Annotated in this window: 9 protein-coding genes; 3 read left to right on the top strand and 6 right to left on the bottom strand. The window is 51.3% G+C overall.

The annotated features are described in order from the left end of the window. Positions 1-471: 471 nt before the first annotated feature. The 6 genes from ACMHXH_RS15625 to ACMHXH_RS15600 all read right to left on the bottom strand — a co-directional run bounded on the left by ACMHXH_RS15625 (position 472) and on the right by ACMHXH_RS15600 (position 5,309). Positions 472-846, bottom strand: a complete 375-nt coding sequence (locus ACMHXH_RS15625; RefSeq protein WP_335912458.1) for a PH domain-containing protein — start codon at positions 844-846, stop codon at positions 472-474. A 10-nt stretch (positions 847-856) separates the two neighbouring features. Further along, positions 857-2,710 carry a peptidase U32 family protein gene (locus tag ACMHXH_RS15620; protein WP_071476766.1) on the bottom strand — a complete coding sequence of 618 codons (1,854 nt, stop codon included), beginning with the start codon at positions 2,708-2,710 and terminating at the stop codon, positions 857-859. Between the two features lie 469 nt (positions 2,711-3,179). Continuing rightward, the gene (locus tag ACMHXH_RS15615) at positions 3,180-3,503 is read right to left on the bottom strand and encodes a DUF6694 family lipoprotein (protein WP_143078423.1); all 324 of its coding nucleotides are present in this window, start codon (positions 3,501-3,503) and stop codon (positions 3,180-3,182) included. Between the two features lie 230 nt (positions 3,504-3,733). Next, positions 3,734-4,168 carry an HNH endonuclease gene (locus ACMHXH_RS15610; RefSeq protein WP_052248180.1) on the bottom strand — a complete coding sequence of 145 codons (435 nt, stop codon included), beginning with the start codon at positions 4,166-4,168 and terminating at the stop codon, positions 3,734-3,736. 41 nt (positions 4,169-4,209) lie between these two features. Beyond that, positions 4,210-4,509 carry a hypothetical protein gene (locus ACMHXH_RS15605; protein WP_039034974.1) on the bottom strand — a complete coding sequence of 100 codons (300 nt, stop codon included), beginning with the start codon at positions 4,507-4,509 and terminating at the stop codon, positions 4,210-4,212. 143 nt (positions 4,510-4,652) lie between these two features. Continuing rightward, on the bottom strand, positions 4,653-5,309 hold the full coding sequence (locus ACMHXH_RS15600; protein WP_039034975.1) for a quinolone resistance pentapeptide repeat protein QnrA2: 657 nt from the start codon (positions 5,307-5,309) through the stop codon (positions 4,653-4,655). A 526-nt stretch (positions 5,310-5,835) separates the two neighbouring features. Between ACMHXH_RS15600 and ACMHXH_RS15595 the strand changes: the two genes are divergently transcribed. The 3 genes from ACMHXH_RS15595 to ACMHXH_RS15585 all read left to right on the top strand — a co-directional run bounded on the left by ACMHXH_RS15595 (position 5,836) and on the right by ACMHXH_RS15585 (position 9,485). Next, positions 5,836-6,594: a substrate-binding periplasmic protein gene (locus ACMHXH_RS15595; protein WP_234501644.1), complete on the top strand. Its 759-nt coding sequence runs from the start codon at positions 5,836-5,838 to the stop codon at positions 6,592-6,594. A 79-nt stretch (positions 6,595-6,673) separates the two neighbouring features. Continuing rightward, positions 6,674-7,153, top strand: a complete 480-nt coding sequence (gene tsaA / locus ACMHXH_RS15590) for a tRNA (N6-threonylcarbamoyladenosine(37)-N6)-methyltransferase TrmO (protein WP_020442393.1) — start codon at positions 6,674-6,676, stop codon at positions 7,151-7,153. Positions 7,154-7,721: 568 nt separating this feature from the next. After that, on the top strand, positions 7,722-9,485 hold the full coding sequence (locus ACMHXH_RS15585; protein ID WP_335912460.1) for a hypothetical protein: 1,764 nt from the start codon (positions 7,722-7,724) through the stop codon (positions 9,483-9,485). Positions 9,486-9,487 lie beyond the last annotated feature (2 nt).

Raw genomic sequence — 9,487 nt, 5'->3', positions numbered from 1 at the left:
TTTTTAGCTCCGAGTCAGGTCTGGGTAGGTCTGGGCAGGTTATTACGCCACGCGCGTGTCGGCTGGAAGGCCAGCCCCGTCGCTCCGACCTCTGGTACCACCTCTCTCTTAGAGAGAGTCGAAACCGACCTTGAGTCGGTTTTTTCGTTTTTAGCTCCGAGTCAGGTCTGGGTAGGTTTGGGCAGGTTATTGCGCCACGCGCGTGTCGGCTGGAAGGCCAGCCCCCGTCGCTCCGACCTCTGGTACCATCTCTCTTAGAGAGAGCAGAAACCGACCTTGAGTCGGTTTTTTGTGGCTAAAATAAGGCGTTACACACTTTTGCCTTGGTTGGTGTTCGGTGCAAACACTCGTCTTGCCTACCCCTAATCCCTCCCAATTTAACATTCTTTGCAGGGCGCTCCAGCGAAACAGTCACAGTAAATACGTCCATTTCGAGCTAATAGTTGAGGGGGAATCCTTCCCTTTTTAACCTCAGAGCGTGAATTTGGCTATGGTCTTTTGAATACCCACCACATCAGTGCCGCGTTTTAGCTCTTTGACCAGGGGCTCTGTCTGGCCTGAGATCCACAGCCTGAGTTCGGCATCCATATCAAAGCGCCCGGCGGTTTCCACTTCAAAGTGCACTATCGCCTTGTAGGGGATGGAGTGATAACTCACTTTCTTACCGGTCATGCCTTGTTTATCTATCAAGATCAAGCGCTTGTTGGTGAAGACAAAGGTGTCGCGTACCAGCTTATAGGCCAGCTGCAACTGTTCGCCGTCGGCCATAATCGGCGCCAGTTCTTCGTTGAGTTTATCCAGATCCACTTCACTGGCATTGCCCATCAAGGCATTTAAAAATCCCATATTTTTCTCCTTAACCTACCAACAGCATTTCACACTTATGGCAGTCGAACACCAGCTTGAACTGCTTGCCACCCAGCTCCATCTCCAGCGGCTCGGCCTTGATCCCCGGCACTTCTTTGGGGCACATGTTGTAGCTGTAACGTATGCAGTGTTTGGTGATCATCAAAGGCGCATCGCCTTTCACCGGCCGCACTTCATAGGCATCACGGATGGATACCACCCCGTGACGGGTATAGAAGTCCTTGGCTTTTTGGTTGGCCACATTGCCAAGATAGGTCAGGCTGCGCTGCGGGAAGCGGGCGCTATCGTCCCGTATCCAGGGCGTGGGTCTTTGATACCCCTGAATGCGCGCTTCGTCCAGGGCTGCAACGGCATCACGGCGCAGGCCATTGATGATGGATGCCGGTACAAAAACGGCTTCGGCATCGCCCAAATCTACCTGTCCGAGACGAAAATCTGTATTGCCCAGCTTGGCGAGATGCTTGCCGAGTGATTCACGGTTGCGGCCAATATCCTTGGCTTGCTGTTTTTCGAAGTCAGCGGTCACTGTCGCCTGATGGCCATGACGGTCGGCAGCGGTCAGCGCCAGACCTGTCTGGGTATTGCTGAGGCTGAAGTCCACCAACAGGGTGCGCTCGGCAGACTCTTTGGCCAGCAGGGCTTCAAAGGCTTGATCTTTGTTGCGATACAAGGTGGCACCGACATAGAGATCTTTCGGCATGTTTTTTAGATACAGGGTGTTGCCCTCGGCGCGGTTGACCCGAAAACCTGTCAGCTTGTCATCCGACAATCTGGCCTTTTGATAATTGGCGGCGAAGAAGCCCAGGCCATCACCGTTGTGGAACTCGGTATCCGAGTCGACCTGGATAAAGTCTTTGCCTATCTTGCTGACTTTGCCGACCTCTATTCCCAAGTATTTCGGGGTGCGGAAGTCGCCGATGTCCGCCTTGCGCTCATTGACAAAGTAGTCCGTCTTGCCGCGGTTAAAGCTCTTGTCAGGATCCGGGGTGAAGCTGTAGCTGCAGCGGCCGTGGGACGAGGGTTCAAACTCGGGCCGACGCGCCATGATAGCATCCAGTTGCTGGCGGTAGTGAGCGGTAACATTCTTGACGTAGCTGAGGTCCTTGAGTCGGCCCTCTATCTTGAAGGAGCGGATCCCGGCGTCGATCAGCGCTTCGAGGTTATCTGTCTGGTTGTTGTCCTTCAGCGACAGCATATGGTCGTTGCTGGCAATAATGTCGCCCTGGCGGGTCTTGAGATTACCCGGCATCCGGCATTGTTGTGAGCATTCGCCGCGGTTGGCACTGCGGTCTGTGTAGGCTTCACTGATATAGCATTGGCCGCTGTAGGCCACGCACAGGGCGCCATGGATAAAGAACTCAAGTCGCATCTTGGTCTCGGCGGCCACGGCGCGAATTTGGCTCAGGCTCAGCTCCCGCGCCAACACTACCTGAGAAAAGCCCACATGCTCGAGAAAGGCGACTTTGGCCGGAACCCGATTATCCATCTGAGTACTGGCGTGCAGTGCAATTGGGGGCAAGTCCAGCTCAAGCAGCCCCAGGTCCTGCACAATAATGGCATCGGCACCTGCCTCGTACACCGCCCAGATCAGGCGCCTGGCTTCTTCCAGTTCATCGTCCAGCAATATGGTATTGATGGTGACAAATACCTGAGCGTGATATCTATGGGCAAACTCACAAAGGCGGGTAATGTCCTCTATGCTGTTACCGGCGGTATGACGGGCACCAAACGCCGGGCCGCCAATATAGACCGCATCTGCCCCGTGGCGAATGGCCTCAATACCGAAGTCGGCATTCTTGGCCGGCGCCATCAGCTCTAACTTGTTATCGGCCAATTGCACCATTTGCTTGGGGGCCGCAGCAGGGGCTTGTGTCTGTTGGCCGGGATTAAAGAGTTCAACACCTGTAGTGGACATGACTTACCGCTCGTCTGGAATTGGCTGAGAAATTTCGGGCACAAATTATAGCAGAGCCTGCCATTCATGATAGGGGAACTGTGACTTATGCCCTGTTTTTGCTGTTTCAGCCGATAATAGCAGTAGAGGCAACACTGCGCCCGACAGTATTCAATACTTGCTGTTGGATAATTAACCTCTAACTCTCAATGTCTTACTAAACTGAGCTTGGTTTGGTGGCATGAGAAGATACTCATACCTGGCAAGGAGTGCTATAGACATGCTTACTCAATCAGAACTCCCGGTAGACTCCCGCCTCCAACTGCAACAAAGAGCCAAAATATGGCTCTTTGTGTCGGGATAACTGCTGATGCGCGCCATTATTATCTAACGTGTTAGCGGCTTTGTTGTGCAGTTTTTACCTGTTGCTTGGTTTTTGTGCAAGTTTGAGCACTTGCTCTAAGGTGAGTCCATCGATTTTTTTACCCACCAGGGCAAAGTCAATTTGACCCGCTTGATCTGAGTGTTTCATCGCGGCCAGAGGACTGTCGAATTCGGCATGTTGGATTTTCATCAAGGCCATCACGAATTCCTGTTTGTCATGAGAATTTAATGTTCTCATGATACTAATAACACCTCGTTGGGTGGATTCTGCACTGCTGCCGTCGAAAACCATGGCTGTTGGCGTAGAGCTGCAAGCTACTAGTCCGGTTAAAAAGACCGCAATTATTATATTTTTCATATGCAAATTTCCGTATGTTGTTACTCATGTGTCTGCTGCTGAGTACTTAAAAGTATGCTTTCAAAAACCTAAGCTTGAGAGAATGCCTGGTTGAAAGCTGATTTTTGTCTATGTTGTTGACTTATATTTTTTATAAAATTACGTGCTTTGCCCAACTTTGAATGTTAGCAGCTTTGTTTCTGAGCGGTAAATGAGTTGTTTTTTTGACGGGTGATTTACTGAACAATAAATCATCTGTCCAACTTCCCAAGGTTGCACTCTTCACAGAGTATTTGCAGATTATTGATATCTAATGCCTTGTCTTTGTGTTTGCTGCGAGGTAGTACATGGTCAACATGCAGCACTATATTGTGTTCGGCTTTAGTACGGTTACACTTTGCACATCTGTGCTCGTGAGTTTGCAGCACCTGATATCTGAGCGCTAGCCAAGCCCTGGATTGATAAAAGTTATCTATGGTTTGGGGCTCAAATTCACTGAGCTGCTCTGGTTGTGTAAAGATGCGGTGGCCCTGTTCGGGGGAAAAGAAGCTGGCTTGAATATCTCCCTGCTCCTGATGCTTGTTGAGCCATTTCCAAATGCCCCGTAAGGCACCTTGTTCACTCTTGTAGCGTCGGGTTCTTATGCTGTCTCCTGTGCGAAAAGTAACTTGAATCTCTAATTCCATTATTTCTCCTATGTGTCTAATTCATTAGGTGTTTTTCAGCATCAAGCGTTTTCCTTTTCCGACAACTCATTACATTCATCGAGTTGTTTGAGAAGCTGAGTTTGTTTTTTGGAGAGCTTAATAATCTTTAATGCTTCCCAGAGCGTGATGGCCGAGCCAATGGCGATTAATAGATAGCAATTGATAGGATTATTGAGCGCCTGGATGAAGGCATCTCCTTCGGCGATAACCAGGCCATAGAGTGCCAAACCTATGAGTAAGATGCCTGGTGCTCCCAGTAGTTGGGTGATTGCCAAAGAGCGCTTGACCTGAGCCAGCTCGGCGTGCAGTTGAGTCTTCATAATGCCTCCTTTGAAGGGAAGGTATAACGTCGGCTGCGGCAGCAGAGAAAACGGCATTCCTGCGGTAATGCTCTGCTATAGCAGAATCTGCCCTGTTGCAGCGCGGAACTCAAGTGATATTTGCCTCTTAAGTTGCCTTCAGGCTAATCCGGAAGCACTATTATCCCCAGAGGCTCTAACAGTTGCTCCTGTTGCCAGGCACAGATCTTGACCCCCTCGAGGTTGACCCGCCTGGGATCGAGTCCATCCAGATCGGCAAAGGTCAGGTCACAGCCCCGCAGATTGACCTGTTGCCAACAGTCGCGGGAGAAGGTGCCGCGGCTGAGGTCGGAGCCCATCAAGGAAGCACCGCTGAGATTGGCATTGCTCCAGTTATTTTCAAACAGCTCGCACTTTTCCAGGCATTGGCCACTCAAATTGGCATAGGCCAGGTTGCAGCCTGAGATATAAGCCGCACAAAAGTACATTTTATGGCTGACTTGATTGTAAAAGCGGGCCCGGGAAAAGTTGGCGCCCTTGAGATCGCATTCCCTGAACTCTATGCCAAAGCAGTTGGCACCGCTGAAGTTAGCCAAAGACAGACGGCAAGCCTTGAAACTGGCATCGCGCAGATCGGCATAGCTGAAGTGGCACCCTTCAACGGCGCCGCTTTCAATGAAACTGCAATCCTCGAAACTGGCATCCCTTAGCTGACAGTGGCTGAAGTCACACTGATAGAAGCGGCAGCGGCGAAAACGGCTGTCACTCAAATCCTGGCGTGAGAAATCCTCTTGTTGAAAAACTTTATCGATAATATCCATACGGCTTCCTTTAATCAGGGAGGACGCTACCTCTTTCGGCGAACTCTGCCTAGGCAGGCAAATATGGGGTTGGTTTGCGCCTTCCCAACAATCTTTGCAGGCTAACATCGGCACTCTGGAATATCACTAAAAATAAAACCTTTAAAATCATGACTTTGATAAGTGCTTAAAACGCGATTTTAAGGGGGTAAATCGACATTTTGAGAGCCTTTAGGTGGGCTCCATGCTCAAGGCGTCGTGAAAAATAATGCAAGCCTTTGGTGAGCTGCTGACGTGGCTTGCTGGATGTGAGGACTTTCCTTTCGAATGGTTTTGTTAAAAAATATATAAATACAATGAGTTAATAAGCATTGAAACCCGGGTTTGTATGTTGAACCACCTTTGACAACACTTAAGCTGGGCGCGAGTAAATCCTCGTGACCTTCTTTCTGTCGAGAGTGGCGTGCACAACCATTGGCACTCAAGGCATAGCACTGAAGACCTGCAGAGGTCCTTCCTATAGATATAGTTGTCCGGGGGGGTAGTTATGCGCTTACTTTTTCCGCTATTGCTCTATTGTTGCAGTGTGCTGGCGGCTGCGGATCTGAGCCAGCTCAGGTATCTCACTGAAGAATACCCTCCCTACAATTTTAGTTTGGGACAGGGTCAGGTTTCCGGATTCACAACCGACATTTTGCATCTTGTTTGGCGGGAGATGGCGGTTGAGCCGCAACCCATAGAGATATTGCCATGGGCCAGAGGCTACTACCTGTTGGCAAGCCGCGATAACGTGGTGTTGTTTTCCACGGCCCGCATAGATGCCAGGGTTCCCCTGTTTCAATGGGCCTGCAGTCTGGGCACTTTGGAGTTAAATCTGTATGCATTTAAACAGATGGCGCCGAGATTAACCCGCCTGGATGACGCCAAGCGGCTAGTGGTGGTGGCAGTCAGAGATGATGTGGGTGAGCAGTTGCTGTTGAGTCATGGCTTCAATCCCGCCTTGTTGGTGCGTACCAGCAGCCTGGAGCAGGCGATTAGGGTGCTCAGTAGTGGCCGAGCCAATTTGTTGTCCAGCAACCGATTAACCTTGGTGAGTACCCTTAAACGGCAAGGCTATGAACCGGACATGATGGCGCCTTTGCTTGAGGTCAGTCATAAGCCTTTGTGTTTTGCATTCAGTGCCGGTATCCCTGCACAATTGGTGAGTGACTTTCAGGCTGTGCTCAACCGTGTTTTGAGCTCGGAAGAGGGGCGGCGTCTGCGGCAGAAGTACTTTGATGAAGAAACCTTGCTCAGCGTTCCCTGAGGCGGGAATGTGAGTTGTCTTGAGGATCCCCTCTGAGCCTTGAGGTAGACTGTAACTCTGTATTTGCAACGGAGTTGTTATGCAAGTTGTCAGCTTTACCGCCATAGGCCATGCCGAAACCCAGTACACAGAATTGGCCAATATGCCGATCCAGGGCAGCAAGGTCGCCGATAACCAAGGGGTCTTGGTGATCCATCCCGACTACGCCGAAGGGTTGGCCGACCTCGATGGTTTTTCCCATGTTTATGTGCTGTTTCATCTGCATCAATGTAAGCAGGGAGCACTCAAGGTTAAACCTTTTCTCGATAATCAATTGCGTGGTGTATTTGCAACCCGCTCACCCAAGCGCCCTAATCCCATAGGCCTGTCGATACTGGAAATTGACCGTTTAGAGGGCAACCGTATCCATGTTAAGGGGATCGATATGCTCAATGGCACTCCCATCATAGATATCAAACCTTATATTCAGGCATTTGATTGCGTGCAAAATACCCGTGATGGTTGGTATGAACAGGGCAAAGATCCACTGCAAACTCTCTCTGATGACAGGTTTGCCTGATACAGAAACCGTTCCTATTTTATCACCGGAGCAGCATATCCTGGTTGCTCTGGTTTCCTCGCGCCTGGCCACGCCGACATTCTCGCCGCAGTGAGCTGAGCTTTTTATCCGTTTAGTAGGTTTTGACTATGGTGTAAATTTTTTCCCTCTTATTGATTCATATCACTTTGTTGGTGTTTTAACTTGTTTCCAATGGCTGGAATCGTCAAAATCCACCCTCCCGCCAAGGGATCTTAAGGATGCTCTGGCGGCCGCCTCGACTGTATTGACTGTGCTTATTATCGCGGTCGAATTGAATTTAAGTGAGCCCTGGATGGGCTCAGGCCTTAAGGCCATCGAAAAGGATTGTTTTGAAAACTGCTATTGTCGTTCAGTTTCCCATTAGGCTGCTGGTTAATCTAGGCCAAACGCTTCCTTCCCCTTTATTTGCTCTGTATACGCACCTGGCAAGCCCCCTTAGCCATGCCAAGTTGTTTTTATGTTTGATGGGTGCTTTGGGGCTATTTCATCATGCCGTTTCGATATACGGACGTGGCTATCTCTTTACTGTTAACAACAGGAGTCTCAAATGACAGCTGCCAAATGGATTTTACATTCCCCGAAGCAGGCCGGCGCCCCGCAGTTGCAGCTGTTGACGCCGCTGGCTGACGGCCGTCAGCAATTGCTTTGGCAGTATGAGTTACCTCAGGCCGAGGATGAAGTGGTGCTGAGCGCCTTCTACAGCGACAGCGAATTTGTGGTCGCCACCTGCTCCGGGCAGATCTATGCCGGTGATATCGAAACCGGGCCTCGGCTGATGGTCAATCTGCCAAATGTCGGCATCTATGGTCATGGTTGGCTGGATAAAGACAGAGGCGAGTTCTGGTATGTGGCCGAGCAGCCAAGAGGGGATGATGAATATCCCTGTCTTCTGGGCTGGTCGCTGGCCGACTGGCGGCTGATTAAGGATATCTGCTTGCCTGAATATCTGGATAATCGCCGCCTTGGCAGCACCATGGTGCGGCGCCGTGACGGTTGTTTTTTATTCTATGAGCGTAAATGCGGCTCTCTGGCGCAGCGGGAGCATGGCTTCTGGTGCATCAATGTGGTCGATGGCCAGAGCCAATTTCACCGGATTGAGGGCAAACCGCTGCTTAAAGGCGTCCGTTGCCCGAGTATACACCTTTGCCCTGAGCGGCAGTTGGCCTTATTGCCTGTGTCTGAGTGTCTGTTGGATGAGAGCGGTGACAGTCCACGCATTGGGTTGCAGTTGCAACTGGTAGCTCTCGAATCCCTTGATGTGCTTTGGCAACAGCCGGTGCTTTGGTTTGACAGTCATGATGGCTTGTTGGATCCGGATGAGTTTTCCACTTTGCTTGAGTCGCTCAGGAGCGGCGAAGATACCTGTGATGAAGATGAGCTGACTGATGCACTCGAAAGCCTGTTTGACGGGCTGAGCGGTATCCGCCTTTGCCGGGATGAAGCCGCTTTTTGGCTGAGTTGGCGCAGTGGCGAGCTGATGAAGGGCTATCTGGCGCCAGAGGAACACTTCCGCCTCAAGGCGGTGTCGCCTCGCTATCGCGCCAACGAATGCCCACTCCCTGGCGACGAAGCCAATCCCTTTGCCCTGGTAGCCTTTGACCACTATGACTATCAATTGACCTCACCTACGGCCAATCGTTTGCTGCTGGTGGGGTTCAAGATATATGCGCTGGATACCAGCACTGTCAGGCCCATGCTGCCTGGGGAAGCCGAGTGCCAGAGTTTACCCTGTTATTTCTGGCCTAAACCTGAGTTGGTGATGAGTGAGCAGCAGAGCCTGGCCCATGGTGAGGCGGGACTCAATCTTATTGAGGCCGATTATCTGGAGCTGGGGGAGTGTTTGCTAGCCAGCGCCAAAGAGATGGTCAGTCGCCTGGCCGACTTACCAAACAGCGCCAAGGGTGAGCGCCTGGAGTGGCGTTTTAGCGACAGACATGGCTGTGAATGGACCGAGGCGCAGTTTGTGGCCGCGCTGATAGCTGTGCCGGGCGGTGCCGAGCTGTTGGCAGAAGCCGTTGAGAAGCTGCTGGCCTATCCGGATGCGGCAAGTCTGCGCAGCGGCGCCGACAAGTCGGCCTTGTCGGACACAGTGCTGGCGCTGGCTGGTGATGACATAGCTTATCTGCCTTTGTTGGCTCGTTATTTCAATATGCTGGCTGATGTTCCAGGCGCCGCTTTTCATCAACAGCACTCAGTGCCGCTTATTCAACGGCGCCACGGCCAGGGGCTGCTCAAGCGCCGCCAATATCGCCGTTTTGTCCAGGATTTGTCCTGGCCGATTTCCCCGCCTGATTGCAAATCACAGGAATAACT

It is taken from the genome of Shewanella sp. BJSY2023SW001 (genome assembly GCF_047314685.1).
Lineage (GTDB): Bacteria > Pseudomonadota > Gammaproteobacteria > Enterobacterales > Shewanellaceae > Shewanella > Shewanella indica.
Note: the sequence above shows the minus strand (reverse complement) of the source record. Positions and strands in the feature narration are given on the sequence as shown.